Below are 26,030 nucleotides of genomic sequence, written 5' to 3'. Positions count from 1 at the left end.
CATTGCCTAACCTCCGGCCTGTCTTGCCGTGCTGCGGCGGAGAATTCCTGCGCCGCGGGCCATGTCTCGAAAACCCGAGTCTATCGGGTCGCGTCGAACCGCTGGCCCGGTGCAGGGAATGATCTGCGTCATGAGCGACGAGCAGACCGAACCGGTGGATGGCGGCACCGGCGCCGCTCGCGGCGGTGAATCCGGCGCCGCTCGCGGCGATGACTCCGGCGCCGCTCGCGGCGGTGCGAACTCCGATCAGGATCCGCGCACGATCGTCCCGTTTCTGGCGGCGGTCGGCGCGATTGCCGTGATCGTCATCGGCATCGTCGTCGCGCAGTTGGTGTCGCCGGCCGCGGACAACGTGACCGAGACGGATCTGATCAACACCTCCGCGCGGGATTTCGCCGCCGCAGTGGCCGGAGGCAAGCAGGACCGGATCGACGCGGCCAGCTGTGCCGAATTCAGCATGGACCGCGCACCGTTGTCCGGTTCGGCGACTGTGGTCCGGGTCGAGAATGTGAAGGTCGACGGCGACCACGGAACCGCCGACGTCACGGTCGAGACCGACGGCGCCGAAACGACCTCAGCCTGGGTGTTCACCCGTGCCAACGACCACTGGCGGGTGTGTGATTGAGTGCCGATCGAATTGACAACTGCGGCCCGCGCCAGGTAAATACCAGGTCAGGTCAAGAGCATCAGCGACAAGCCCCGGCTGGCTGATCGGCAACCCTCCTCCGCGGTGGGGTGCTCCGGGTGACGACCGGGCCGTGCCGAAGGTGGCGGGGCAAGCGCGGACTCCATGGCAAATCGCAGTGCCGGCGAGTCCCTGGCATGTGAGAGGCGATCGAACGTGAGCTATGCAGGCGATATTTCGCCGCAGCAGGCGTGGGACCTGCTTGCCGAGAATGCGGACGCGGTTCTGGTGGATGTCCGCACGGACGCCGAGTGGAAGTATGTGGGTGTGCCCGATACCTCCGCGATCGGCCGGCCGACCGTACTCATCGAGTGGGTGAGCCATCCGACGGGCGCGCGCAACGACAACTTCGTGGACCAGCTCCGCGAGGCCGGTATCACCGGCGAACGGCCCGTTGTGTTCCTCTGCCGCTCGGGTCAGCGCTCGGTCGGTGCCGCAAAGGCCGCGACCGAGGCGGGTATCGGCCCGTCCTACAACGTGCTCGACGGCTTCGAGGGCGCGCTCGACGACAACGGTCATCGCGGCGTAGTCGGCTGGCGGGCACTCGGTTTGCCGTGGCGGCAGTCATGAGCGGCCCCACCGGCGGCGCCTTCCAGAAGCGGCTGCCGGACAACGTCGGTCCCGCGACGCTCGGCGTGCGCGGCGGTGTGCAACGCTCCGGTTTCGAGGAGACCTCCGAGGCGCTCTATCTCACCTCCGGTTTCGTCTACGAAAGCGCGGCCGCGGCGGAGGCGGCGTTCACCGGCGACGTCGAGCACTTCGTGTACTCGCGCTACGGCAATCCCACGGTGGCGATGTTCGAGGAGCGGATGCGGCTGCTCGACGGCGCCGAGGCCTGTTTCGCGACCGCGAGCGGAATGAGTGCGGTATTCACCGCACTCGGTGCCCTGCTCGGCGCAGGCGACCGGCTCGTCGCGGCTCGCAGCCTGTTCGGCTCGTGCTTCGTGGTGTGCAACGAAATCCTGCCGCGCTGGGGCGTGGAGACCGTCTTCGTCGACGGTGAAGATCTCGACCAGTGGGAGCAGGCGCTCAGCAAGCCGACGCAGGCGGTCTTCTTCGAGACGCCGTCCAACCCGATGCAGACCCTCGTCGACGTGCCGCGGGTCGTCGAACTCTCGCACGCCGCCGGAGCAAAGGTGGTGTTGGACAACGTCTTTGCCACACCTTTGTTGCAGCGTAGCTTCGACCTCGGTGCCGACGTCGTGGTGTACTCCGGCACCAAGCACATCGACGGTCAGGGCCGCGTGCTCGGCGGCGCGATCCTCGGTCCGAAGGACTACATCGACGAACCGGTGAAGAACCTGATGCGGCACACCGGGCCTGCGCTCAGCCCGTTCAACGCCTGGACCCTGCTCAAGGGGCTGGAGACGATGCCGCTGCGGGTGCGCCAGTCGACGTCGTCGGCGTTCGAGATCGCCAAGTTCCTCGAAGGCAATTCCGCAGTGAAGTGGGTGAAGTACCCCTTCCTCGAGTCGCATCCGCAGTACGACCTGGCACGCCGGCAGATGAGCGGCGGCGGCACCGTGGTGACCTTCGAACTCGATGCCCCCGAGGACCAGGGCAAAAAGCGTGCCTTCGAGGTGCTCGATGCCCTGCGGATAGTCGACATCTCGAACAACCTCGGTGACGCGAAGTCGTTGATCACCCACCCGGCGACCACGACCCATCGTGCGATGGGCCCGGAGGGCCGGGCGGCGATCGGCATCACCGATGGGACCGTGCGTATTTCGGTAGGGCTCGAGGACCTCGAGGACCTGCTGGGCGACCTCGACGGGGCGCTGTCCTGACCGTGCGGCGCACATGTGCAGAAATCTGCATACGATCGTATGATCATCTGCATGCGGACCACGCTCGATCTCGATGACGCTTTGCTCCGCGGCGCCAAACAGCGCGCCGCCGCCGACGGCCGGACTCTGACGAGTTTGATCGAAGAGGGGCTGCGACGGGTTCTTGCGTCGGTGGACGAGCAGCAGGCCCGAGTCGACGTCGTGTTGCCAACCTTCGGGGGCAGCGGCGTGCACGCGGGCATCGACCTCGCGGATCCGGCCGCGCTTCGCGATGTCGGCTACGAGGAGGAAGACGCCGAGATTCGATCCAGACTTTCCGATGCTGCTCCCTGACGTCAACGTTCTCGTCTACGCGTTCCGGACGGAGTCCCCTCGGCATGGGGAATACCGTTCCTGGTTAACCGATCTGGTCAACGGGCCGGCCGCATTCGCGCTGAGCGAACTCGTAGTGAGCGGCTTCGTGCGGATTGTCACCAACTCGCGCATCTTTCGGACACCGACCCCGCCGGCAATGGCCCTCGAATTCGCCGACCTGCTGCTCACTAGGCCGAATTGCGTTGTGGTACGCCCGGGTCCGCGTCATTTTGCGGTGTTCGCCGAGCTGTGCCGGACGGTGGACGCGCGCGGCAACGATGTGGCCGATGCCTATCACGCGGCGCTGGCGATCGAGTCCGGCAGCGAGTTCGTCACCACCGACCGGGGATTCGCGCGATTCCCGGGCCTGCGCTGGTGCGATCCGCTGGCGGACTAGGCACTCGGACGCCAAGGGCGCGGTACTCAGTCGAACGGGTTGCGCGTGCGCCCGAGCAGATCCGCCACCGAATCGAGCACCTTAGTCGGGCGGTAGGGAAACATCTCGACCGACGAAATCGTCGAAATACCGGTCAGCACAAGCATTGTGTTCAGGCCGGCTTCGAGGCCGGAGATGATGTCGGTATCCATCCGATCACCGATCATCACGGTGTTCTCGGAGTGCGCGCCGATCGCCCGCAGCGCCGAGCGCATCATCAGCGGGTTCGGTTTGCCGACGTAGTACGGCTCGCGTCCGGTCGCGCGGGTGATCAGCGCGGCGACGGCGCCGGTCGCCGGCAGCACTCCTTCGGCCGACGGACCGGTGGCGTCCGGATTGGTGGCGATGAACCGGGAGCCGCGCTCGACGAGTCGGATCGCCGTGGTGATCGCCTCGAACGAGTAGGTCCGCGTCTCGCCGAGCACCACGTAGTCGGGGTTGCTCTCGGTCAGCACGTAGCCGATGTCGTGCAGCGCGGTCGTGAGACCGGATTCGCCGACGACGTAGGCGGTGCCGCGCGGTCGCTGACTATCCAGGAATGTCGCTGTCGCCAGCGCCGAGGTCCAGATCGCGGATTCGGGGATGTCGAGGCCGGTATGGCTCAGCCGCGCCTGCAGGTCACGTGGTGTCCGGATCGAATTATTCGTCAGCACAAGAAACTTGATGTCGTTCGCGATCAATTCGGCGAGGAACTCGTCAGCGCCCGGCACCAGCCGATCCTCGGCCACGAGCACGCCGTCCATGTCGGTGAGGTAGGAGATCTCCGGGGTCGGCGCAGCAGCAGTCACCGCCTCATTGTGCGACGCCGCGCGGCTCAGAACCGGCGGATCGAGTAGATCTCGAACTCCGACAGCGGGGTCAGCCCGACCGGAACGCCGCGACCGTAGGCGTTGAACACCTGTCCGAAGCCGGTGTAGATCCCGACGTGCGAGGCATCTCGGTTCAGGATGATGACGTCACCCGGCATCAGCGCCCACAGCGGCACCTCCAGGCCGACCTCGGCCTGTTCCCAAGTGGTGCGCGGCAGGTTCACGCCGGCTTGCCTGAATGCCCACTGCACCAGACCGGAGCAATCCCATGCATTCGGGCCGGTGCCACCCCACAGATAGGGCTTGCCGGTCTGAGTGGTTGCGGCCGCGAGGGCTGCGAGGCCGGCCGGGCTCGGGATCGGGGCCGCGAGCGGGCCGCTACCCGACGAGCTACCCGAGCTACCCGAACCGGTCGACTGTGCGAGTGCGGGTGCGGCAGGGAGAATGACCGTCGCGGTGAGGACCGCGACGGTGGTGAATATTCTGCGCAATCGGGGACCGGACATGACGACCGCCCTTCGCTAAGCGGTTGAGTGTGCGCACGACCGGGAGGTCGCAGAAAGATTACAACTGTGAAGCATGTGTCCGATGTGAAATGACGGGAAATTGTGGCGATGAATTCACCCCTTTGCCGGGCGGTTCGTCGCTCGAACTAGTGTCGGAAGGGATCGTTGCGAAACGGAGTCGTGATCTAAGGAGTGGGCGTGCCGGAACTCAAGCTCGGATACAAGGCCTCGGCGGAACAGTTCGGCCCGCGCGAACTCGTCGAACTCGCGGTCGCGGCGGAGGATCACGGTCTCGACAGCGCCACCGTGAGCGATCACTTCCAGCCATGGCGGCACAAGGGCGGGCATGCCCCCTTCTCACTGGCCTGGATGACAGCCGTCGGTGAGCGGACGGAGCGGATCATGCTCGGCACCTCGGTGCTCACCCCGACGTTCCGCTACAACCCCGCGGTGATCGCGCAGGCGTTCGCGACGATGGGCTGCCTGTACCCGGGCCGCGTGATGCTCGGCGTCGGCACCGGCGAGGCCCTCAACGAGATCGCCACCGGATACGCGGGCGAATGGCCGGAGTTCAAGGAGCGCTTCGCTCGGCTGCGGGAGTCCGTCGCGCTCATGCGGGAACTCTGGAAGGGCGATCGCGTCGATTTCGAGGGCGAGTACTACACGACCAAGGGCGCCTCGATCTACGACGTGCCCGAGGGCGGAATCCCGGTCTACGTGGCGGCCGGCGGCCCGGTGGTCGCGCGCTACGCCGGACGCGCGGGCGACGGTTTCATCTGCACCTCGGGCAAGGGCATGGAGCTCTACAACGACAAGTTGATGCCGGCGGTCGCCGAAGGCGCACAGAAGGCCGAACGCAACGCCGACGACATCGACAAGATGATCGAGATCAAGATCTCCTACGACACCGATCCCGGACTCGCGCTGGAGAACACCCGCTTCTGGGCGCCGTTGTCGCTGACGCCGGAGCAGAAGCACAGCATCGAGGACCCGATCGAGATGGAGAAGGCCGCCGACGAACTGCCGATCGAGCAGGTCGCCAAGCGCTGGATCGTCGGGTCCGACCCGGACGACGTGGTCACCCGGATTCAGCCCTACATCGAGGCGGGCCTCAACCACTTGGTGTTCCATGCGCCCGGGCACGACCAGCGTCGCTTCCTCGACCTGTTCGAGCGCGACCTCGCGCCGCGGTTGCGCTCGTTCGGCTAGCGGCTCCGGCCCGGCGGCCTTGCGCCGCTCGAACCGTAGGCGGACGATAACTGCGGAGTGGCCGCAGCGTTGGGCCGTCGAATGACGGAGACCCGCGCAGGGTCGGCCACCGGTTGTGCTCACTGCGGGCGATCCCCGCAAGGAGGCATCGATGTTTGTCCAACTCATTCACGGGAAGGTCTCCGATCCGGACGGGCTGCAGCGCTGTCTGGATCGCTGGGGCGAAGAACTTCGGCCAGGTGCGACCGGCTATCTCGGCACCACGTCCGGTATCTGTGACGACGGCATGTTCGTCGCGCTCGCCCGGTTCGAATCGGCGGAAGCGGCGCGGCGCAACAGCGAGCGTCCGGAACAAGGCGCGTGGTGGGCCGAGACGGAACGGTGTTTCGACGGCCCGGTGTCGTTCATGGATTGCCCGGACGTAACCGAATGGCTCGGCGGCGGTTCCGACGACGCGGGTTTCGTGCAAATCATGGAAGGCCACACCACCGACGCCGGTCGGATGCGTGAGCTTCTTCGCGAGACTGGCGAACGGGTGCACGAACTGCGCCCGGAGATAATCGGCGGCATGTTGTGTACCGATGGTGGCGGTGATTCCTACGTGGAGGTCGCCTACTTCACCTCGGAGTCGGAGGCTCGCGAACACGAGAAATTGGAGATCCCGGACGATCTGCGGTCGCTGTTCGAGGAGGAACAGCGCCTGATGGGTGATGTGAAGTTCTACGACCTGCACGACCCGAAGCTGGTCTCCGCGTAGGTTCCGGCCCCGCGGCGGCCACAACCGACCGCATGAACGTACCGTTCAGTCGATCAGGTCGACTGAACGGTTCCGTTCATTCGGAAGCGATCGGGGCACATGGCTAGGCTGAGCCTCATGGCCGCCCCGACCGCGCATCACACGTCGAGCGTCTACATCGCTGCCCCCGAAGGTGATACCGGCAAGTCGACGGTGGCCGTCGGCGTCCTGCACATGTTGTGCGCGCACGCCGCTCGGGTCGGCGTGTTCCGGCCGATCGCGCGTTCGGCCAACGAGTCGGACTACGTCCTCGAACTGCTGCTCGCGCACACCACCGCGGACGTGGGTTACGACGAGGCGATCGGCGTGCGCTACGAGCAGGTGCACGACGACCCGGAATCGGCGCTGGCCGAAATCGTAGAGCGCTATCACGCGGTCGCGCAGGAGTGCGACGCCGTGGTGATCGTCGGCAGCGACTACACCGACGTCGCGAGCCCGAGCGAGCTGAACTTCAACGCGCGCATCGCGGTGAACCTCGGTGCGCCCGTACTGCTCACGGTGCGCGGCCTGGACCGTACCCCCGAGGAGATCGCACACGTGGTGCGGTTGTGCCGCGCCGAGCTCGACGGCGAGAACGCCCACCTCATGGCCGTCGTGGCAAACCGCTGCGACCCCGATGCGGTCGACGAGGTGGGGAGCGCGCTGGCCGAACTCGGCGTGCCGTCCTGGGCGCTGCCCGAGGTGCCGCTGCTGACCGCGCCGACCGTCGCAGAGTTACGCGACGCGATCGGCGGCGAACTCTACAGCGGAGACCCGGAACTCCTGCAGCGCGAGGTGCTCGACGTGATGGTCGGCGGCATGACCAGCGAGCACATCCTGGAACGGCTCACCGACGGGCTGGCCGTGATCGCGCCGGCAGACCGCTCCGACGTCCTTCTCGCTCTCGTGAATGCCCATGAGGCGGAGGGCTTTCCGTCGCTCGCGGGCATCATCATGAACGGCGGGTTGTTGCCGCACAAGTCGGTGGCACGACTGGTCGAGGGCATCAAACCACGGCTGCCGATCCTGACCACCACGTTGAACACCTATCAGACCGCGCGGGCCGCGGCGATGACCCGCGGTCGGGTCGCCGCCGGATCGCAGCGCAAGGTCGACACTGCCCTCAACCTCGTCGAGCAGCACATTGATTCGGCGGAACTATTGCGCCACATCGCCGTTCCCATCCCGAGCGTGGTGACCCCGCAGCTGTTCGAGTTCCAGCTGATCGACCGGGCCAGGCAGGACCGCAAGCACATCGTGCTACCGGAGGGCACCGACGACCGGGTGCTGCGTGCAGCGGGACGGGTGCTGCGCCGCAGCGTCGCCGACCTCACCCTGCTCGGCAATGAGGCCGCGGTGCGCGGGCGCGCTGCGGAACTGGGAGTCGACCTGGGCGAGTCCCGCGTGCTCGACCCGACGGAGTCCGAGCACATCGACGAATTCGCCGCAGAGTATGCGCGGCTGCGTGCGCACAAGGGCATCTCCGAGGAGCGTGCCCGCGAATTCGTCACGGATATATCCTATTTCGGCACGATGATGGTCCACCTCGGGCTTGCCGACGGCATGGTGTCCGGCGCGGCGCACACCACCGCGCACACCATTCGGCCGTCGTTCGAGATCATCAAAACCCAGCCGGGGGTGTCGACGGTATCGAGTGTGTTCCTGATGTGTCTCGCCGACCGCGTACTCGTCTATGGCGATTGCGCCGTCGTCCCGGACCCGACCGCGGATCAGCTGGCCGATATCGCAATCTCGTCCGCAGCGACCGCCCAGCAGTTCGGCATCGAGCCGCGTATCGCGATGCTGTCCTACTCGACGGGCGAATCCGGCACCGGTGCCGACGTCGACAAGGTCCGCGCTGCCACGGGATTCGTGCACGATCGTCGACCGGACCTGCTCGTCGAGGGCCCGATCCAGTATGACGCCGCGATCGAACCGACGGTCGCCAGCGCCAAGCTGCCGGGCTCACGGGTCGCCGGACAGGCGACCGTGTTCGTATTTCCGGACCTGAACACCGGCAACAACACCTACAAGGCGGTGCAGCGCAGCGCAGGCGCGATCGCCGTCGGCCCGGTCCTGCAGGGTTTGCGCAAGCCGGTCAACGATCTGTCCCGCGGCGCGCTGGTCACCGACATCGTGAACACGGTGGCCATCACGGCAATTCAGGCACAGGCCCTGAGCGATGCACAAGCGCTCGGCGAGGTGGCGCAATGAGCGCGACGTTGGTCCTCGTCATAAACTCGGGCTCGTCTTCGATCAAGTACCAGCTCGTGGATCCGGTCGGCGGCCATGCGCTCGCCGGTGGGCTCGTGGAGCGGATCGGCGAGCACGACGGCAGGCTCAGCCACACCAGTGGTGAGCAGACTGTCGAGCACCTCCGTCGGATCGAAAACCACACCGCAGGACTGCGACTCGTGTTCGACATGTTTGCCGAGGCCGGACAGGACCTCGCCGCCGCCGGGGTGGGCGCGGTCGGCCACCGGGTCGTGCACGGTGGTGAGGAATTCAGTGCACCCACGCTCATCGACGACGACGTGCTCGCCTCGATCCATCGGCTGTGCACGCTCGCGCCACTGCACATGCCCGCCAACGCCGCCGGAATCGAGAGCGCGCGGGCGCTGCTGCCGACCGTCCCGCAGGTCGCGGTGTTCGATACGGCGTTCTTCCACGAGCTGCCCGCGGCGGCGCGAACATACGCGATCGATGCGAAGCTTGCTCGGGAGCACGGTATTCGGCGATACGGGTTTCACGGGACCTCGCACGAGTACGTCTCCGGCCGGGTCGCCGAGGTACTCGGCCGCGATCCTGCCGGGCTCAACCAGATCGTGCTGCATCTGGGCAACGGCGCCTCTGCGTCGGCGATCCGCGGTGGGCAGGCGGTCGACACGACGATGGGATTGACTCCGCTCGAGGGGTTGGTGATGGGCACCAGGTCCGGGGATATCGACCCGGCGATCTTCGGGTTCCTCCAGCGCAGTGCGGGCATGGACAGTGACGCCGTGGACGATCTGCTCAACCGCAACTCCGGGATCAAGGGACTCTCCGGGGTGAACGATTTTCGCGAACTCGGCACGCTGGTCGAACGTGGAGACGCCGCCGCGAAACTGGCGTTCGATGTCTACATCCATCGGCTGCGCCGCTATATCGGTGCCTACCTGGTGACCCTCGGCAACGTGCACGCGATCACCTTCACGGCGGGAGTCGGCGAGAACGACCCGGCGGTGCGGGCAGCGGCGCTCGCCGGGCTCGAAGGATTCGGGATAGCGGTCGACGAGCAGCGAAACAACACGAGAAGCAAGGTGCCCAGGGTCATTTCACCGGACGGCAGCCCGGTGCAGGTTCTCGTGGTACCGACCAACGAGGAGCTGGCGATCGCGCGGGCGGCACTGCGGCTGGTGCGACCCGGCTGAGGTTCCGAACGGGAGCGGCCCTACAGCCAGCTCACCGGCCGGACCTGATTCGCGAGGTCGACGAGCGCGTAGCGGTGGCTGCGGGCGGGTGCGCCACGGGCCATGGTGCGCAAGCCGGACTCGGTGCCGTAGCTCAATCCGCGCGGCGTGAACGGGCAGTTCAGCAGCGGAGCCTCGGATTTCGGCGTGTGTCCGGCGCGCACCCACATCAGTGCGGTCCCGAGCACAACGGTCTGGAACTGCACCGCCCGGCCTTCGGTCGGGGGCAGCATTCGCACCCGGGCGGCTGCGTTGCGCAGGTCTTCCTCGCCGAGATCTGTCACCGGCCGACCGGTGAGAATTACCAGCACACTGGTCATTCGGGCGATGGTGTAATTGCGTGAGGTGGCGGGCACCTCGTCGAGCACCGCCACCGCCGCCGGCACGTCGCCGCGCGCGGCAAGCTGGCGGGCCAGCCCGAATGCCGCGCTGACCACACCGTGATCGGTTTGCCAGACGGCTCGGTAGTACTGTTCGGCTTCACTGCGCCAGTGTTCATGGTCCGATGAAATATCGTGCTGCAGAACGAGATCCGAGGTCGCCCCCAGGGCAAGCTTGGGCGCGATCTCGCCGGGCAGTGCATCGAGCACGGCATCGAACCGGCCGAACGCGTCCGTCAGCCGCTCCTCCAGCAACGCGATCAGTCCGCGATACCAGTCGATTCGCCACACACCGTTGTCGAGCTCGTCGAGCAGACCCGATGCGAGCTGGGTCTCGCCGAGATCGAGCAGCGCCTCCACCTGGGCCAGCGTCACCTCGAAGTCGAAATTGGGTGGTGCGCTGATCTTGCCCTCGTGCACCTCGTTGTGCACCCTGCGCAGCGACTCGACGCTCAGCTGCGGGTCATCGCGGATCGTCGCCGCGATCATAGGGCTGCAGGCGTCGCCTGGATCGAGCAGTGGCAGCGGCAGCGAGTGCGCGACGGTCGCGGCCCGCAACTTGTCGTCGCGCGGCAGCCCGTCGGCGAACGCATCGGTCTGCCAGATGGCCTCGTCGGTCCCGAAACTCGAACGGGCCGGGCGGAATACGCTCGACAGCCACGGACGTTCATCACCGGTGTCCTGCGCCAGAATCTCGCGCAGGACCGCCGTGAGCTGCTGACGCAGGACTGCCGCGGAGTCGAACCGCTGTTGTGGGTCGGTGTTGGTTGCGCGCAGCAACAGCCGATGAAAGGACGGGTACCGCGCGAGCACGGGCGCCTGCTCGGGCGTCGGGATGCCGGGTTGGAAGCGCCCCTTGCGTTTGGGCATGTCGAGGGTCAGTACGGCGAGCGTGCGGCCGGCCGTGAAGATGTCCGAGGCGATGGTCGGACCGGTCTGCACGATCTCGGGGGCCTGGTAACCCGGTGTGCCGTACAGGTTTCCGAACGCCTCGAACGGGGCGACCGCGCCGAGGTCGATGAGTTCGAGCTGGTCCTCGGTCAGCATGATGTTGTCCGGCTTGAGGTCGTTGTAGACCAGGCCGATCGAGTGCAGGTACTCCAGCGCGGGCAGGATTTCGATCAGGTAGGCGATCGCCTCGGCGACCGGGATTCGCTCCGGCCGTTCGTGCGTCTTCAGCACTTCCTTGAGCGATCGACCACCGACATATTCCATGACGATGTAGCCGTGGCTCGCGTCGTCAGGGCCTTGGTGCTCGACGAAGTTGTGAATCTTCACGATGCTGGGATGGGTGACCTGGGCGAGGAACTGGCGTTCGGCGACAGCCACCGCCTGCGCGTCGTCGTCACCGAAGTGCAGCAAACCCTTCAACACCACCCAGCGATCGCTGACATTGCGGTCGATCGCCAGGTAGATCCAGCCGAGCCCACCGTGCGCCAGGCAGCCCTGCACCTCGTACTGGCCCGCGACCATATCGCCGGGCTGCAGCAGCGGCCGGAAGTCGAAGGGGGCACCGCAGTTCGGGCACGTGCCGACCGGGGCGGCGGACGTTCCATCGCCCGCCCGGCCGACCGGCTTGTTGCATTTCCAGCAGTACCGGCGCTCCTCCTCCACCTCGGGATTGGCGAGCACCGCGTCCTTCGGATCGACCGGCTCCACCTCGGGGATGGGTACCAGACCGCCACCGAGTCGCCGGGTCGTATGGCGAGTGGTCCGCGCGGTGCGACCCGACCCGCGCACCGGCGGCTCGGGGTCCAGGAACGTCGGAAGCTGCGTCGGGTCGGCACGTTTCGTGCCGACCTCCGTCGTGTCCCGTTCCGACGGCACCGACGGCACCGAGCTTTCCGACGGCACCGATCGTTCGGAGTGCTGCGACATGGCCCGCCCCTCAATCCAGATAGCGCGGCGCGGGTGGACCGGGCGCGGGACCCAGCACCGTCAGCCATCGGTCGTAGAGGGCATTCCAGGTGCCGTCGGTGCGGATGCGATCCAGTGTCGCGTTCACGAAGCGCACCAGATCCGTTTGATTCTGGGCGATTCCGATGCCATAGGGCTCGGCACTGATGGGATCACCGACCACCCGGGTATAGGGATCCTGCACGGCGAGTCCGGCCAGAATCGAGTCGTCGCTACTGATCGCGTCGACCTGCCGCTGCTGCAGCGCGACCATGCAGTCGGCCCAGTTCGGCACGGTCAGCAGTGCGGCGGCGGGTTGGTACTGCTGGATGTGCTGCATCGAGGTGGTGCCGTTCACCACGCAGACCCGCCGGTCGGCGAGATCGCCGATGCCGTCGATGCTCGGAGTGCCGGTACCGCCGTCGGCGATGGCAAGGACTCGCTGAGCGGCCTTGTAGTAGACGGTGGAGAAGTCGATGTGCTGGCGCCGTGCACAGGTGATGGTCATGGTTTTGGCGACGATGTCCACGGTGTGGTTCATCAGTGCTTCTTCGCGGTCGGCCGAGCCGAGAGTCCGGTATTCGATGAGGTTTGGGTCGCCGAGCAGATCGCGGGCGATCTCGCGCGCGATGTCGACATCGAAACCCTGGATCGTCCCGGTCTGCGGGTCGCGGAAACTGAACAGGTTGCTGCCGGTGTCGAGTCCGACGACCAGTCGGCCGCGCGCGCGAATCGCGTCGATCGTCGGACCGACCCGCAGTGCCGGGTCCGGGTCGGGACGCAAGCTCGCCGTCGGATCGCCGCAATCGGGTTGCGCCGTCGCGCTCGCTGGTGCGCCCGCCTCGATCTCGGTGGCGCGGGCGGGCAGCGGCGGCGCGAACGTCGTCGGTGCGGAGTTCGGCGCCGGCGGGGCCTCGAACTCGGCGCAGCCGGATAACAGGAGCAGCATGGCGAGCGCGCCGCCGGTGAGTATCCGGCGGCCGGTCGGCCGGCTGGGCGTCATCGATACTCCCGGAGGCGGGGGACCATCCCGATCGCGATGCTCAGTACTGCGATCGGGGTCAGCAACAGCGCTCCGGGGACGACCCCCTCCAGCGCTCTGGCACCGTTGGCGACCTTGGTGCGCAGGTCGTCGCGGCTGTCGGCGATACCGCGTTCGAGGTCCTCGTCGACCGCGGTGAAGTGGGCCGTGGCGTCGTCGGGGCCGGGGCCGATGGTGATGTTCACCGCCGTCGTGTAGTCGGCACGGGCGATGGCGTCGTTGGTCCGCTCGTGCGCCGCCACCCAGCCGTCGGTGTGTTCCTCGGCGTCGCCGACGGAGTCGTCGCCGGTCGCATCCTCCGGATATGCCGCGAGCACGTTGCGCAGTTCCCCGATTGCCGTGTCGAACGACTGGTCGTACTGGCCGCCGGTGTCGCGGCGTGACAGCTTGAGCGTCTCGGCCGACCGGGCCTGCTGGGCGAGGATGCGCGCCTGCGTCAGCATGTCGGTCGGCGTGGCGCCCTCCTCGAGCGCCCGGTGGGTGTCGGCCGCCGCGATCGATGTGCCTGCACCTACCCACAGGACCATGATGAGCACTGCGAAGGACGCGAGCACCAGGCCGGGGTTGAATACCCGCCGCCAGTTCCGCAGCAGGTAGATCTGGGCGAAGGCCAGCGCCGCCATCGCGAGTGCGAGCAGGATGATCGCGCCCCACGGCGGGTGGTCGTAGCGCTGCAGCGTGTCGGCGACCTGGTCGGCGCGCTGCTGGTAGAGCTGATCGGCCATCGGCAGCATCTCGGACTGCATCAGGTTGGACGCTTCGGTGAGGTATGCGGCACCGACGGGCAATCCGAGGCGGTTGTCGGCCCGCGCGGTTTCGACCACGCCCGCGTAGCTCGGCAGCCGGGCGGCGATCGCGGCCAGCTCCATACGGGTCGGGCTGCCAGGTGCCTCGTCGCCCGCCGCGCCGCCGGTGGTTTCGGTCGCCGCCGCACCGACCGCCTGGAGATACGCGCTGCGCACCTCGGGTGGCTCGAGGCCGCCGGAAATGAATCCGGTACTCGCCGCCGCGTCGGCCACCGACAGCTCGATGTATAGCTGCTGCGCCGAGGCAGCGAACGGCTCGGTTTCGGTGAGTAGCGTCTCGAGTCCGCCGCGCCGTTCGCCTGCGCTGAGCGCGGTGACCGTACCCGCGAGGATGCACAAGATCATCGCGATGATGCCGACCGCGGCGAGCTTGGCCGGCGACGAGCGAAGAAAGTCCCTGGTATCGGCCGGATCGATATGCTGGCGGACCAGCGCCGCAGCCGCTCGTGGGGTGAGGTTCTCCAGGGTCGGCCCGATCGGACGTGCCTCCGCTGGGGCAGCCACGAGCACCTCCGACACCCGGGGCCCGCCGTCGGCGAGCCGAATCCGAACAGACACTAACCATTCTCGTACACGCGCACAGCGAATACAGTTCGCTGCAGGCGAATAGTGTCGCCAGGGCGAACAGCATTACGACGAACAGGTGGATCGACGCCTATGCGCGGAGACGGCGACGGTTGGTGGTTCAGTCCGGACGGCACCCGGAACTGGGGTCGGCACGGGGCAGCGGGTCTGCTGCTGCGTGCCCCGCTCGATGACGGGCGGCCGGGGGTGCTGCTGCAACACCGGGCGGCCTGGAGTCATCAGGGCGGTACCTGGGCGCTGCCCGGTGGGGCGCGCGACAGCCACGAGACGAACGAGCACGCCGCCGTGCGCGAGGCCTGGGAGGAAGCGGGAATCGATCCCGCGATGATCCGGGTCCGCGCCGAGCGGGTCACGGCCAGGGCGGCGGGCGGTTGGACCTACACCACCGTCGTCGCGGATACCACCGAGCCGCTGGCGACGAGCCGCAACATGGAAAGCGCGGAGCTGCGCTGGGTGCCCGAGGACGATGTCGTCGCGCTGCCGCTGCATCCGGGCTTCGCGCTGGCGTGGCCGACGCTGCGAACCAGCTGCGCGCGGCTCGTGCTCGACGGTATTGCCGATGTGGCGGTGCTCGGTGCTGCGCTGCCGCGGACCATTGCGCTGCCCGGTGCCGGCTTCGCCTGGCTGCCGTCGCTCGAGACAGCTCTCGCAGAGCTGGCGGACGCGCCGACGCAGATCACCGCGGTCATCACGACCGGGTCGAGTCCGGGCGGGTTGGTCGGTGACGTGTTCACCCTTTCCGTCGACGAGGTCTTCGCGAGCTGAGCCGTTCGCGGCTCCCCGCAATCACCATTTCCACGTCCCGCGCCGAATCGTGTCCAAATTTCGCTTGACCGTCACTCAAATTCGTGTTTGAGTAGCGGTCAAATGAAAACGACACGTAGCTACACCCAGACCGCCCGGGCCGACGGCAAGGTCGCCACCCGGGAGCGCATCATCGCCGCGGCGCACGATCTCTTCCTCGAAAGTGCCTACGAGGACGTCACACTCGCCACCATCGCGAGTGCCTCCGGCGTTTCGCATCAGACGGTGCTCAACCATCTCGACTCCAAGCTCGGCGTGGTGCTCGCGGTCGCCGAGTTGCTCAGTACGGAAACCGCGGCGGCACGCCGCGCCGAACCGGGCGATGTGGCGGGGGCGGTGCACGCGCTCGTCGGCGACTACGAGCACATGGGTGACGCGAACTTTCGCTGGGCCGCATCCGCGGACCGGATCCCCGAACTCGCGGAAGTGCTCGACGGGGCGCGCGCCGGGCATCAACGCTGGATCGCCGAAGTATTCGGCCCCGACCTGCCCGACACCGAGGGCGACCGGAGCCGGGCCGTCGTCGCGCTGCATGCGGCGACCGACGTCTACACCTGGAAACTGCTGCGCCGCGATCTGAAGCTCACCCGTTCGGAAACCGAGAAATCCATCGTCGACCTGGTGGTCGGCATCCTGAAGGGAACCGACCGATGAACACCTACCTCTTCGCCCTGGTCGACGGCGGCGGCACCGTACCGCCCGAACTCGCCGTCGCGCGCCTGCTGCACGACCGCGGGCACCGCGTCGTCGTCCTCGCGGAGGACTCGATGCGCGCGGACGTCGAGCCGACCGGCGCGGTCTTCCGCCCCTGGGTGCAGGCGACCAATCGGGCGAGCCGCCTGCCCGAGGACGACCCGTATCGGGACTGGGATTGCAGCAATCCGCTGCAGCTGTTCGCGCGGGTGCTGGACCGGCAGTTCGTGGGCCCCGCCCCCGCCTACGCCGCGGACACCGCGGCTGCGATCGCCGACGTCGAGCCCGATCTCGTGGTGTGCTCGATGTTCGCGATGGGCGCGATGGCTGCCGCCGAGGCCGCGCGGGTGCCGTTCGATGTCTTGTTCCCCAACATCTACCTGCTACCCGCGCAAGGCCAACCGCCGATGGGCTTCGGGCTCGGTCCCGCGCGCGGGCCGGTCGGCCGGTTGCGCGACCGCGCCGTCGCGGGCGTGTCCGGCCGGCTCTGGGCCAAGGGCCTGCCCGGGATCAACGCGCTGCGCGAATCGCTCGGGCTCGAGCCCGTCGACACGTTCTTCGACCAGATTCGCCACGCCCGTCGGCACCTTGTGCTCACCTCGCCGGAGTTCGACTTCACCACCGAGTGCGCCGGCAACGTTCGCTACGTCGGCCCGGTACTCGACGACCCGGCGTGGGCGCAGTCCGAGCCGTGGGCGGCACCGGTGGGCGACGATCCGCTCGTGCTCGTCGCATTGTCCTCGACCTTCCAGGATCAGGCCGCGTGCCTGCAGCGCATCGTCGACGCGTTCGCCGGGCTGCCGGTCCGCGGCATCGTGACCACCGGGCCCGCGCTCGCGCCCGACGCGATCACCGCACCGGACAACGTCAGCGTCGTTGCGGCGGCACCGCATTCGCAGATTCTCGCCGAGGCCGCGGCCGTGATCACGCACGGCGGACACGGCACCGTGATTCGCGCCCTGGCCGCCGATGTGCCGCTGGTGATCCTGCCGCACGGCCGCGACCAGGCCGACAACGCCGTTCGGGTGACCACTCGCGGCGCGGGCATCACGTTGTCGCGCAACGCATCATCGAAGAAGATCGCCGCCGCGGTGCGCAACGTCGTCACCGACGACAGCTACCGTGCCGGTGCGCGCAGCCTCGGTGCGAGCATCCGGCGCGACGCGGCGGGGGAGGCGCTCCTCGGCGAACTCGAGGACATCGGAAAAGCTGTCTGCTAGGCGCTACCCCGTCCGCCGGCCGGCAGCACGCGCGCTCGTTCCCGTGCGCAACGGCACCACTTCCGAACGGCCGAACGCCATCGCGGTCTCGACCCGGCTGTGCCGCAACATCGGCAGGTCGCGCAGGTAGTTCATCCGCAGCCGCCAGGGTGCGCGCGACCCTTGCTTGGGGAACGAATCCACCGAGCGCAGCACGTAATTCGCGCTGAAATCGAGGAACGGCTCCTCGCCGACCGACGGGTCGCGCTGCGCTGCCGCCCAGGTGTAGCCGTGCGAATCCATGTGCGCGAGCAGGCGACACGTGTACTCGCACACCAGATCGGCCTTCAGCGTCCACGAGGCGTTGGTGTACCCGACGATGAACACGAAGTTCGGCACCCCCGACAGCATCATGCCGCGGTAGGCCATCGTTTCGGTCAGGTCGACGTCGTGTCCGTCGACGGCGACCGTGATCCCGCCGAAGACCTGCAGGTTCAGCCCGGTCGCGGTGATCACGATGTCGGCGGGCAGTTCCTTACCGGAGGACAGCGCGACACCCGACTCGGTGAACGTGTCGATGGTGTCGGTCTCGAAGGACACCGTACCGTTGCGGACCGCCCGGAAGATGTCGCCGTCGGGGGCCAGGCACAGCCGCTGGTCCCACGGGTTGTAGCGCGGTTTGAAATGGGTGTCGATGTCGTAACCCGGTGGCAGCCAACGCTGCTGCAGGGACCGGATACGCCCGCGCATGAACTTCGGATAGCGCTGGCACAACTGGTAGAGCGCGGTGGCGCCGAGCACATTCTTCGTCCGGACAACGCGGTACGCGAGCTTGACCGGCAGTCGGCCGCGCAACCTCGCCGCCAGCGAGTCCCGGCCGGGCAACGACAGAATGTAGGACGGCGAGCGCTGCAGCACCGTGACATGCTCGGCCTCGTCGGCCATGTTCGGCGCCAGCGTGACCGCCGTTGCACCACTGCCGATGATCACCACCCGCTTGCCCGCGTAGTCGAGCGATTCCGGCCAGTGCTGCGGATGGACGACGGTGCCCGCGAACGACTCGAGACCGGGGAATTCCGGCGTGTACCCCTGGTCGTAGCGGTAATAGCCGGTGCTCGCCATCACGAAGTTCGCGGTGAGCTGCAGGGTTTCTCCGGTGTCGGTGCGTTGCACGGTCACCGTCCACTGCGAGCGTGCGCTCGACCATTCGATCCGGGTCACCTTGTGGTGGAAACGGATACGGCGATCGATGCCGCTCTCGCGCGCAGTGTCGCGGACGTATTCCAGGATCGAGGGGCCATCGGCGATGGCCTTCTCGCCGAGCCACGGCCGGAACCGGTAGCCGAGGGTGTACATGTCGGAGTCGGACCGAATCCCCGGATAGCGGAACAGATCCCAGGTGCCACCGATCGCGTCGCGGCTCTCCAGCACGGTGTACGTGCGGCCGGGGAAGGCCTGCTGGATGTGGTGGGCCGCGCCGATTCCGGACAACCCGGCCCCGACGATCAGCACATCCACGTGTTCGGCCTCGGCCACCTTCGTCTCCTCGCGTCCCCGGTCGTTCGGTCGGCTCACCGGCCGGTGAGCTTGTCGATGCGCGCGCTCAGCGACCGGCCGAGCGCGGCAACTTCGTCGTCCATCTGGCGCAACTGCCCAATGGACCGCGATATCATCGCGCGCTCGACGATGCCGGTGGTCAGCAGCATCCGTGCCCAGCCGACCAGACCGATCGAGCGCGGGACATATACCCGTCGCTTCCGCTGATCCAGCCCGGCAACGAAGGCATCCACGCAATCCTCGAGCGGGGAGATTCGCCCGAGCGGACCCGGTAGCTTCTTCAACATCTCCGAGAAGCCCGACAGGTCGGATTCGACGTCACGCACGAGTGGGGTGTCGATCCAGGACATATGCGCCGACCCGACATCGACGCCGTGCTCGCCGAGTTCGAGCCGCAGCGCATTCGCGAAATGCTCGACGCCTGCCTTGGAGGCGTTGTAGGAGGCCATCCCCGCCGCGGCACCGAACGCCGCCATCGACGACACGATGAGGATGTAGCCGTGGCGTTCGAGCACCGACGGCCCCGTCGCCCGCACCGTATGGAACACGCCGAGCAGGTTGACGTCGATGACACGCTTGAACGCATCCGGGTCGACGGTCAGCACACTGCCGTAACTGCCAATTCCGGCGTTGGCGAGCACGAGGTCGATGCCGCCGAACCGCTCGGTACCGGTCGCCGCGGCAGCGGTCATCGCATCGAGATCACGCACATCCGCGACCGCTGCGACCGCGCGCTCGCCGAGCTCGTCGGCGAGCAGCTTCAACGGTTCGGTGTCGACGTCGACGAGGATCACCCGTGCACCCTCGCCCACCAGCGCTCGCGCCGTTCCAGCGCCGATCCCGCGGGCCGCGCCGGTGATGAAGACAACTTTGTCGGCCAGGTTCGTCATCTGTTTATTGTGCGCTCACGCCGTGAGCGAATCCGTGAGTTCGCGCGCGGCCCGTTCCGGGTCTGCGGCCTCGGTGATTGCGCGCACGACCACGATCCGGGTCGCGCCCGCGGCCAGCACCTCGGCCAGGTTCGTCGCGTCGATCCCGCCGATCGCGAACCATGGGCGGGTCGGGTTGGCGCCCGCGGTGGAGCGGACCAGGTCGATCCCGGCGGCGGCGCGCCCCGGCTTGGTCGGCGTGGCCCACACCGGTCCGGTGCAGAAGTAGTCGGTGCCCTCCTCGATCGCGGCGAGCCCGGCCTGCGCGCGGCTGTGCGTCGAGCGGCCGATCACCACGTCCGGACCGAGGATCTGCCTGGCGTAATGCACGGGCAGGTCGTCCTGGCCCAGATGCAGCACATCGGCATTGGCCGCGAGCGCGATATCGGCGCGGTCGTTGACCGCGAGCAGTGCGCCGTGCCGGCGGGTGGCCGCGCGGATCTCGGCAAGCGCGCCCAATTCGGCGCCGGCGTCCAGCGGCCCGAACTCCCGCTCACCAGCGGATCCCTTGTCGCGCAGCTGCACGATGTCGACACCTCCGGCGAGGGCGGCATCGACGAACTGTGCGAGGTCACCGCGCTCGCGCCTGGCGTCGGTGCAGAGATAGAGCCGAGCGCCGGCCAGTCGTTCGCGCGGCGTCTGCCGGGTGGAATGCACGTGTTCGACCGTAGCGGCTACCGTGGAAAGACAACACGGGAGTCCCGCCGCATTGCCTGACCTTGCTCGACCACGCGGATCGGCCGTTGGCCGGTAGGGGCTGAGAGGGGGCGGGAGCCCCGACCGTTCGGACCTGATCCGGATCATGCCGGCGCGGGGAGTGAGGTGGAATCGATGCGCAGTCTCGGGATCGTCGGCGGTGGCGTCGTCGGGCTCGCGATCGCATGGCGCGCCGCCGAGGCCGGTTGGTCGGTCACGGTGTTCGACCCGGATCCGGGCCGCGGCGCTTCATGGGTGGCCGGCGGAATGCTGGCACCGCTGTCCGAGGGCTGGCCCGGCGAGGAGCAGGCGCTCGAGTTCGGCGCCGCGTCGCTGGCCCGTTGGCCCGATTTCGCCGAGCGGCTCGAAACCGTCACCGATACCTCCGTCTTCGCCGCCGACGGCGTGCTCACCGTTGCCCTGGACACCGCCGACGCCGCCGACCTGCGGACCATCGCCGAATGGGTGAGCAGGCAGGGCTTCGAGCTGTGGCTGCTCGACCGCGCCGGAGTCCGCGAGATCGAGCCCGCGCTCAGCCGCGGTGCGCGCCTGGGACTGTTCGCGCCGGAGGAACTCGCCGTGGACAACCGGGCGCTGATCACCGCGCTGCTGAGGGCGGCGGTCGCGGCCGGTGTCGAGTTCGTCGCCAAGGAAGTGACCAGCGTGGGCACGCTGCGCTTCGATCAGATCGTCGTGTCGGCCGGGCACACCTCGCCGACGGTGTGGGCGGGCCTGCCGGTGCGGCCGGTGAAGGGCGAAATCCTGCGGCTGCGTGCCCGCGCGGGCACCACCCCGCCGCCCGAGAAGGTGGTCCGGGCTCGCGTGCACGGCCGGTCGGTGTACCTCGTGCCGCGCGCGGACGGCGTCGTCGTCGGCGCCACCCAGTACGAGGCCGCCGACACCCACGTCACGGTCGCCGGGGTGCGCGACCTGATCGCCGACGCGGAAGCACTGATGCCCGGTATCGGCGAATACGAGCTGTACGAGGCGATCGCCGGTTTGCGACCGATGACGCCGGACAACCTGCCGCTGATCGGACGAGTGAGCGACCGCGTCGTCGTAGCCACCGGACATGGCCGCAACGGCATACTCACCACCCCGCTCACCGTCGATGCGGTGCTGGCGGAACTGCGCGGCGATCATCTCGCCGAAGCCAAACACGCACGTCCGGACCGCTTTCCTGGAGGCAAGCGATGATCTCGAATCCGATCGGCATCACCGTCAACGGGGCCGAACACTATTTCGACGAGCAGCTGACGGTGCACGAGCTGCTCGACCGGCTGAACCTGCCGTGTCGAGGAATCGCGCTCGCCGTCGACGGGGCGGTGTTCCCGAAGTCGCGCTGGGACGAGGCGGTCGGGCGCGGGTGGGACATCGAGATTCTCACGGCGGTGCAAGGTGGCTGAACGCGCAATCGTCGACGAACCGCTGGTCATCGCGGGCCGCAGCTTCGGCTCGCGACTGATCATGGGCACCGGCGGTGCCGAGAACCTCGCCGTGCTCGAGCACGCGCTGCTCGCGTCCGGAACGGAACTGACCACCGTGGCGATGCGCCGGGTCGATGCGGCGGGCGGCACCGGGGTGCTCGACCTGCTCAAGCGGCTCGAGATCGCGCCGCTGCCCAACACCGCCGGGTGCCGGGGCGCGGCCGAAGCGGTGCTCACCGCGCAGCTCGCCCGCGAAGCGCTGGAGACCGACTGGGTGAAGCTCGAGGTGATCGCCGACGAGCGCACGCTGTTGCCGGACGCCATCGAGCTGGTCGCCGCGGCCGAGCAACTCGTCGACGACGGTTTCACCGTGCTGCCCTACACGACCGACGACCCGGTGCTGGCCAAGCGGCTCGAAGACGTCGGCTGTGTCGCGGTGATGCCGCTCGGTTCGCCGATCGGCACGGGGCTGGGCATCGCGAACCCGCACAACATCGAGATGATCGTCGAGGCTGCCGGGGTTCCGGTGATCCTCGACGCCGGTATCGGCACGGCCAGCGATGCGACGCTGGCGATGGAACTCGGCTGCGACGCGGTTCTGCTCGCCACCGCCGTCACCAGGGCCCGCCGGCCCGAGCTGATGGCCGCGGCCATGGCCGACGCCGTCCGCGCAGGTCACCGCGCGCGCCGGGCCGGCAGGATCCCGAAGCGGTTCTGGGCCCAGGCGTCGTCCCCGGCGTTGTAGCGGCGCGGAGCTTGCGGAGCCGCCCCGACGTCACCGCCGCACGCCTATACGGTGGAGCCATGATCGAAGTCAGGGGTCTGACCAAACACTTCGGCGCCACGAAGGCCGTCGAGGACCTGAGTTTCACCGTGCCACCCGGGCAGGTCACGGGGTTCCTCGGCCCGAACGGCGCAGGCAAATCGACCACGATGCGGATGATCCTCGGCCTGGATCGGCCCACCGCAGGGGAAGCACTGATCCAGGGCAAGCACTATCGGGAGTTGCAGAACCCGCTGCGCACCGTCGGCGCGCTGCTCGACGCCAAATGGGTGCATCCCAACCGTTCGGCGCGGGCGCACCTGCGGTGGATGGCGGCCTCGAACGGGATCCCGACGGGCCGTGTCGACGAGGTACTGCACCTCGTCGGGCTCACCGAAGTGGCAGGTAAGAAAGCCGGCGGCTTCTCGCTCGGTATGAGCCAGCGCCTCGGGCTGGCGGGTGCGCTGCTCGGCGACCCGCCGGTGTTGATGTTCGACGAACCGGTGAACGGGCTCGACCCCGAAGGCATCGCCTGGATCCGGCGGTTCATGCAGCGCCTCGCGGCCGAAGGCCGAACGGTGCTGGTATCGAGCCACCTGCTCGCCGAGATGGCACAGACCGCGAACCATCTCGTGGTGATCGGTCGCGGCCGGTTGATCGCCGAGACAACGGTGCAGGACTTCATCGACAAATCCTCCGAGTCGACCGTGCGGGTGCGCAGCCCGCAGCTCGATCAATTACGCGGCGCACTGACGACACAGGGCCTGCAGATCCGTGACGACGGCGCGGACGGTGCGCTGCTCGTCCTCGGGTCGACGACCGACTCGATCGGTCAGCTCGCCGCCGACAACGGCATCACACTGTTCGAGCTCGCCGCCCAGCGCGGCTCGCTCGAGGACGCCTTCATGAAGTTGACCGGCGGCGATGTGCAGTACCAGGGACACGAAATCGAGCAGGTCATGGGAGGGGCGCTGTGATGAGCGTGCTGGCGGCCGAACGGATCAAATTCACCTCGGTGCGCTCACCGTGGTGGTGCTCGCTGATCATCGTCGCGATCGGGCTCGGTTTTGCCGCGCTGATGGGCTGGGTCGGCAAGCAGGCCGCATCCGATCCGGACGGGGCGGAGGGTTTCCCCGGCCTGACGGTGGATGTCGCGACCGGTGGCGTCAGTGGTTTCGGCGTGATGGTGCTGATGATTCTCGCCGCGCTCACCGTCACCAGCGAATACCGCTTCGGGATGATCCGGACCAGCTTCCAGGCCATTCCTGGGCGGCCGAAAGTCCTTGTCGCCAAAGGTGTGTTGACCGGTGTCTACGGCGCTGTGCTCACCTTCGTGCTGGCGTTCGTTGCCTTCTATCTGGCGAAGGCGGTCGCCGGGACATCGGGAAGCCAGGACCTGTCGCTGTCGAGCGGCAACGACTGGCGTGCGATGTACGGCATCCCGATCTATGCGCTGCTGTGCGCCTTCCTCTCGATCGCGGTGGGTGCGCTGCTTCGGCAGTCGGCGGCGGCAATCGCGCTGTTGCTGTTGTGGCCGTTGCTGATCGAGAGCCTGTTCGGACTTTTCGGCTCGTTCGGCCGCAATGTCCAGCCGTTCCTGCCGTTCGCCAATGCGCAACTGTTCCTCGGCAGCGACCAGGGCATCGACTTCCACTGGGGACCGTGGGGCGGGTTCGCCTACTTCACGGTGTTCGTTGCGGTCGTGTTCGCGGCCGCCGTCTTCGTGGTGAACCGGCGCGACGCCTGATGCGTGTCGGCAGCGGCGGCGCTGAATCGATCCGCGCCGGCGCGGTGGCGGGTGTGCTCGCGCTGCTGTTCGCGCTGTCCGGATGCAGTGCCGACCAGCCCGAGCAGGGGCCTGCCGCTGTGGCCGACGCGATCGAGGTGGACGCCCTCGCCACTCATCTGGACAACCTGCAGCGCGCCGCCGACGACCACGACGGCAATCGCGCAGCGGGTACACCGGGCTACGACGCAAGCGTCGACTACGTGGCCGGTGCGCTACGGGACCGCGGATTCGACGTGCAGACACCCGAATTCGACTTCGGGACATACGGCGTCAAGGCGCAGGGCCTGACCGTGGGCGGGCGCGCGACGGACGCACGGGTGGTGGAGTATTCGCCTGCTACGCCGGCGGGCGGCGTGACCGCTCCGGTTCTCGCGCTGCCCGATGGTGACGGGCCCGGCTGCGAGGCCGCGGATTACGACGGTCGCCCCGCCACCGGCGCGATCGTGGTGGTATCGCGTGGCGTGTGCCCGTTCGTGGACAAGGCGCGGATCGCGGCGGACGCGGGAGCGCTCGCGGTCGTCGTCGCCAACAACGAAGACGGCCCGGCCCCAGCCGCCACACTCGGCACCCCCGATGCTGGGAGCATTCCGATCATGGTGGTGGACAAGAACACCGGTATGGACGTCGCGGCCGCCACCACGCCGGTCACCGTGCTGGTGGATGCGGAGTCCCGCCGAATCACCACGCGAAACGTGGTCGCCCAGACCCGAACCGGGGCTACCGACAACGTGGTGATGGCAGGTGCCCATCTCGACAGCGTCCCCGAGGGGCCGGGGATCAACGACAACGGCACCGGCACCGCAGCTGTGCTGGAAACGGCGCTGCAACTCGGCCCGGAACCGGACGTGAGCAACGCGGTGCGGTTCGCCTTCTGGGGTGCCGAGGAGGAAGGCCTGCTCGGTTCGGCCGCCTATGTTCGCTCGCTGGAACCGGCCCAGCGTCTCGATATCGCGCTGTATCTCAACTTCGACATGCTCGGCTCGCCCAACGCGGGGCACTTCGTCTACGACGGCGACGATTCGGAGAAGTCCGGGGAGCCCGGCGGTCCGGAGGGATCGGCGGGCATCGAACGCACGCTCTCCTCGTCCCTGCTCTCCCGTGGTGTCGAGCCGCGCCCGGACGATTTGGACGGCCGCTCGGACTACGGCGCCTTCCTCGCGCACGGAATCCCGGTGGGCGGCACCGACACCGGCGCCGAGGGTGCGAAAACCGAGGCGGAAGCGCAACTGTGGGGCGGGACAGCGGGACAGGCTTACGACCCGAATTATCACACTGCCGGTGACACCGCGGCCAATGTCGATCGCGACGCACTTGCCGCCCATGCCGCCGCGGTCGCGTTCACCATCGCAAGCTACGCCGATTCGACCGAGGGACCGAACGGCGTTCCCGCCCGGGCGGACCGGGAGCGGATCCGGGGCGGCAGCGCCTGAGACCGGCCCGCTCGGCGTTGCCAC

General features: G+C 68.0%; 26 protein-coding genes and 2 riboswitches. Of the genes, 18 read left to right on the top strand and 8 right to left on the bottom strand.

All coding sequences use genetic code 11. From position 1 onward, the window contains the following. The first annotated feature begins 130 nt into the window (after positions 1-130). From OG921_RS02015 to OG921_RS01995, 5 genes are all read left to right on the top strand, one after another. Positions 131-625 (top strand): hypothetical protein, encoded by a 495-nt coding sequence (locus tag OG921_RS02015; RefSeq protein ID WP_266110659.1) that lies wholly within the window; start codon positions 131-133, stop codon positions 623-625. A 50-nt stretch (positions 626-675) separates the two neighbouring features. Beyond that, a riboswitch (SAM riboswitch) is annotated at positions 676-788 on the top strand. Between the two features lie 53 nt (positions 789-841). Beyond that, entirely contained in the window at positions 842-1,255 is a 414-nt protein-coding gene (locus OG921_RS02010) for a rhodanese-like domain-containing protein (protein ID WP_266110658.1), read from the top strand. Beyond that, positions 1,252-2,472: an O-succinylhomoserine sulfhydrylase gene (locus OG921_RS02005; protein WP_266110657.1), complete on the top strand. Its 1,221-nt coding sequence runs from the start codon at positions 1,252-1,254 to the stop codon at positions 2,470-2,472. The genes OG921_RS02010 and OG921_RS02005 overlap by 4 nt, the downstream gene beginning before the upstream one ends. 51 nt (positions 2,473-2,523) lie before the next feature. Beyond that, positions 2,524-2,805, top strand: coding sequence for a type II toxin-antitoxin system VapB family antitoxin (locus OG921_RS02000; protein ID WP_266110656.1), 282 nt, complete (start codon positions 2,524-2,526; stop codon positions 2,803-2,805). Beyond that, complete coding sequence (locus OG921_RS01995) at positions 2,792-3,223, top strand: type II toxin-antitoxin system VapC family toxin (protein ID WP_266110655.1); 432 nt, start codon at positions 2,792-2,794, stop codon at positions 3,221-3,223. Before OG921_RS02000 ends, OG921_RS01995 begins: the two co-directional genes overlap by 14 nt. A gap of 26 nt (positions 3,224-3,249) precedes the next feature. Here OG921_RS01995 and OG921_RS01990 read toward each other — a convergent pair whose 3' ends face one another. Next, on the bottom strand, positions 3,250-4,005 hold the full coding sequence (locus OG921_RS01990) for an HAD-IIA family hydrolase (RefSeq protein WP_266111030.1): 756 nt from the start codon (positions 4,003-4,005) through the stop codon (positions 3,250-3,252). A gap of 71 nt (positions 4,006-4,076) precedes the next feature. After that, a complete protein-coding gene (locus tag OG921_RS01985) occupies positions 4,077-4,577 on the bottom strand; it encodes a C40 family peptidase (RefSeq protein ID WP_266110654.1) in 501 nt (166 codons plus the stop codon). Positions 4,578-4,775: 198 nt separating this feature from the next. Here OG921_RS01985 and fgd point away from each other — a divergent pair, with 198 nt between their 5' ends. The 4 genes from fgd (at position 4,776) to OG921_RS01965 (ending at position 9,971) form a co-directional block, all read left to right on the top strand. Then, a complete protein-coding gene (gene fgd, locus OG921_RS01980; protein WP_266110653.1) occupies positions 4,776-5,786 on the top strand; it encodes a glucose-6-phosphate dehydrogenase (coenzyme-F420) in 1,011 nt (336 codons plus the stop codon). 151 nt (positions 5,787-5,937) lie between these two features. Next, positions 5,938-6,543, top strand: a complete 606-nt coding sequence (locus tag OG921_RS01975; RefSeq protein ID WP_266110652.1) for a hypothetical protein — start codon at positions 5,938-5,940, stop codon at positions 6,541-6,543. A gap of 117 nt (positions 6,544-6,660) precedes the next feature. Next, the gene (gene pta, locus OG921_RS01970; protein WP_266110651.1) at positions 6,661-8,775 is read left to right on the top strand and encodes a phosphate acetyltransferase; all 2,115 of its coding nucleotides are present in this window, start codon (positions 6,661-6,663) and stop codon (positions 8,773-8,775) included. Continuing rightward, on the top strand, positions 8,772-9,971 hold the full coding sequence (locus OG921_RS01965; RefSeq protein ID WP_266110650.1) for an acetate kinase: 1,200 nt from the start codon (positions 8,772-8,774) through the stop codon (positions 9,969-9,971). Before pta ends, OG921_RS01965 begins: the two co-directional genes overlap by 4 nt. Positions 9,972-9,991: 20 nt before the next feature. Here the strand turns inward: OG921_RS01965 and OG921_RS01960 are convergent, their stop codons facing one another. From OG921_RS01960 to OG921_RS01950, 3 genes are read right to left on the bottom strand one after another with little or no spacing between them, the layout of a single operon-like run. Continuing rightward, positions 9,992-12,268 carry a serine/threonine-protein kinase gene (locus tag OG921_RS01960; RefSeq protein WP_266110649.1) on the bottom strand — a complete coding sequence of 759 codons (2,277 nt, stop codon included), beginning with the start codon at positions 12,266-12,268 and terminating at the stop codon, positions 9,992-9,994. Positions 12,269-12,278: 10 nt separating this feature from the next. Then, positions 12,279-13,289: a transporter substrate-binding domain-containing protein gene (locus tag OG921_RS01955; RefSeq protein ID WP_266110648.1), complete on the bottom strand. Its 1,011-nt coding sequence runs from the start codon at positions 13,287-13,289 to the stop codon at positions 12,279-12,281. Next, positions 13,286-14,638: a hypothetical protein gene (locus tag OG921_RS01950; RefSeq protein WP_266110647.1), complete on the bottom strand. Its 1,353-nt coding sequence runs from the start codon at positions 14,636-14,638 to the stop codon at positions 13,286-13,288. Before OG921_RS01950 ends, OG921_RS01955 begins: the two co-directional genes overlap by 4 nt. A gap of 153 nt (positions 14,639-14,791) precedes the next feature. Between OG921_RS01950 and OG921_RS01945 the strand changes: the two genes are divergently transcribed. From OG921_RS01945 to OG921_RS01935, 3 genes are all read left to right on the top strand, one after another. Beyond that, on the top strand, positions 14,792-15,484 hold the full coding sequence (locus OG921_RS01945) for an NUDIX hydrolase (RefSeq protein WP_266110646.1): 693 nt from the start codon (positions 14,792-14,794) through the stop codon (positions 15,482-15,484). Between the two features lie 102 nt (positions 15,485-15,586). Further along, on the top strand, positions 15,587-16,177 hold the full coding sequence (locus OG921_RS01940; RefSeq protein ID WP_266110645.1) for a TetR/AcrR family transcriptional regulator: 591 nt from the start codon (positions 15,587-15,589) through the stop codon (positions 16,175-16,177). Beyond that, on the top strand, positions 16,174-17,436 hold the full coding sequence (locus OG921_RS01935) for a nucleotide disphospho-sugar-binding domain-containing protein (RefSeq protein WP_266110644.1): 1,263 nt from the start codon (positions 16,174-16,176) through the stop codon (positions 17,434-17,436). The genes OG921_RS01940 and OG921_RS01935 overlap by 4 nt, the downstream gene beginning before the upstream one ends. 3 nt (positions 17,437-17,439) lie before the next feature. Here the strand turns inward: OG921_RS01935 and OG921_RS01930 are convergent, their stop codons facing one another. The 3 genes from OG921_RS01930 to thiE are packed head-to-tail and all read right to left on the bottom strand — an operon-like array spanning position 17,440 to position 20,558. Continuing rightward, positions 17,440-18,990: an NAD(P)/FAD-dependent oxidoreductase gene (locus tag OG921_RS01930; protein ID WP_266110643.1), complete on the bottom strand. Its 1,551-nt coding sequence runs from the start codon at positions 18,988-18,990 to the stop codon at positions 17,440-17,442. Beyond that, positions 18,987-19,862 carry an SDR family oxidoreductase gene (locus OG921_RS01925; RefSeq protein ID WP_266110642.1) on the bottom strand — a complete coding sequence of 292 codons (876 nt, stop codon included), beginning with the start codon at positions 19,860-19,862 and terminating at the stop codon, positions 18,987-18,989. The genes OG921_RS01930 and OG921_RS01925 overlap by 4 nt, the downstream gene beginning before the upstream one ends. A gap of 15 nt (positions 19,863-19,877) precedes the next feature. Continuing rightward, entirely contained in the window at positions 19,878-20,558 is a 681-nt protein-coding gene (gene thiE, locus OG921_RS01920; RefSeq protein ID WP_266110641.1) for a thiamine phosphate synthase, read from the bottom strand. Between the two features lie 25 nt (positions 20,559-20,583). Next, positions 20,584-20,735, top strand: a riboswitch (TPP riboswitch). Between thiE and thiO the strand changes: the two genes are divergently transcribed. The 6 genes from thiO to OG921_RS01890 all read left to right on the top strand — a co-directional run bounded on the left by thiO (position 20,733) and on the right by OG921_RS01890 (position 26,006). Next, a complete protein-coding gene (gene thiO / locus OG921_RS01915) occupies positions 20,733-21,794 on the top strand; it encodes a glycine oxidase ThiO (RefSeq protein WP_266110640.1) in 1,062 nt (353 codons plus the stop codon). It overlaps the preceding riboswitch by 3 nt. Further along, positions 21,791-22,003, top strand: a complete 213-nt coding sequence (gene thiS, locus OG921_RS01910) for a sulfur carrier protein ThiS (protein WP_266110639.1) — start codon at positions 21,791-21,793, stop codon at positions 22,001-22,003. Before thiO ends, thiS begins: the two co-directional genes overlap by 4 nt. Further along, positions 21,996-22,769, top strand: coding sequence for a thiazole synthase (locus OG921_RS01905; protein ID WP_323182635.1), 774 nt, complete (start codon positions 21,996-21,998; stop codon positions 22,767-22,769). Before thiS ends, OG921_RS01905 begins: the two co-directional genes overlap by 8 nt. Positions 22,770-22,828: 59 nt before the next feature. After that, on the top strand, positions 22,829-23,764 hold the full coding sequence (locus OG921_RS01900) for an ABC transporter ATP-binding protein (RefSeq protein WP_266110638.1): 936 nt from the start codon (positions 22,829-22,831) through the stop codon (positions 23,762-23,764). Next, positions 23,764-24,534 (top strand): ABC transporter permease, encoded by a 771-nt coding sequence (locus OG921_RS01895; protein ID WP_266110637.1) that lies wholly within the window; start codon positions 23,764-23,766, stop codon positions 24,532-24,534. Before OG921_RS01900 ends, OG921_RS01895 begins: the two co-directional genes overlap by 1 nt. After that, positions 24,534-26,006, top strand: coding sequence for a M28 family peptidase (locus OG921_RS01890; RefSeq protein ID WP_266110636.1), 1,473 nt, complete (start codon positions 24,534-24,536; stop codon positions 26,004-26,006). The genes OG921_RS01895 and OG921_RS01890 overlap by 1 nt, the downstream gene beginning before the upstream one ends. Positions 26,007-26,030 lie beyond the last annotated feature (24 nt).

It is taken from the genome of Aldersonia sp. NBC_00410 (assembly GCF_026342035.1).
Lineage (GTDB): Bacteria > Actinomycetota > Actinomycetes > Mycobacteriales > Mycobacteriaceae > Aldersonia.
This window is presented reverse-complemented; position numbering and strand designations above follow the sequence as displayed.